The 745-nt window shown below is 61.9% G+C and carries 2 pseudogenes; both read right to left on the bottom strand.

Annotated features, from left to right (window positions below):
- Positions 1 to 154, bottom strand: a pseudogene (locus tag RT91_RS23105) (50S ribosomal protein L25); the annotation flags it as partial.
- Between the two features lie 66 nt (positions 155 to 220).
- Positions 221 to 745 (bottom strand): annotated as a pseudogene (locus tag RT91_RS19820) (sugar phosphate isomerase/epimerase family protein); the annotation flags it as partial.

Raw genomic sequence — 745 nt, 5'->3', positions numbered from 1 at the left:
CACAGCACCTCGACGGCGTGGCGCACGACGTTTCAGCACGCCGCCGCGCGTTCATGCCGACCGAGATCAGCTCGTTGAGGAAGTTGACGTTCACAGCCACCCGAACCGGCTCGCCGGCGGCGAGGCGCTGGAAGTCCACATGCTCGGGCTGGTCGCATTCGCGCAGCATTGCCGCTGTATTGTCGCCAAAGTAGAAGGTGTGCGGCGCACAGTAAAGAAATCGCACCCGCGGCGAATTGACCGTGCGGATGATGTCCACTGCCGGCTGAAGGGTTTCCACCCAGTCCTCCGGATGCGGCTCGACATGAAGGTTCATACCTTCCCGCTCGAACACTGGCACAAGTTCCTCCATTGAACGCCACCAGGAGTCTTCGCAGGCCTCGATCATCGAGCCGGTATGGCAACAATAGCAGGCCCCCTTGTCAGGGTGTGGGCCACGGCCGAATTCCGAGTTCATCGTGTCGACTTCCAGTTCGAGGCAGATCTCGATGGCGCGCTTCCAGTGCCGCACCGCGGCCTTGCGCTCGTCCTCGTCATTCGACGCCCAGCGATACATCGGCAGCAGCGAGGCGATCCCCACACCGGCCTCTTTCAGCGCCCGCCTGAAGCCCCGCACCCGTTCCGGAAACACCCGCGGCGCCTTGAACCATTCCAGAAAATCTCCCCGCGGGGAAAGTTCGATCCAGTCGAAGCCGATTTCCTTCACTCTGAAGGGTAGTTCCTCCAGGCCAAGATGACGGTGCAT

Origin of the sequence: Acidiphilium sp. JA12-A1 (assembly GCF_000724705.2) — a bacterium.
Lineage (GTDB): Bacteria > Pseudomonadota > Alphaproteobacteria > Acetobacterales > Acetobacteraceae > Acidiphilium > Acidiphilium multivorum.
The sequence above is the reverse complement of the archived record's forward strand: the minus strand, read 5'-3'. Positions and strand labels throughout refer to the sequence as shown.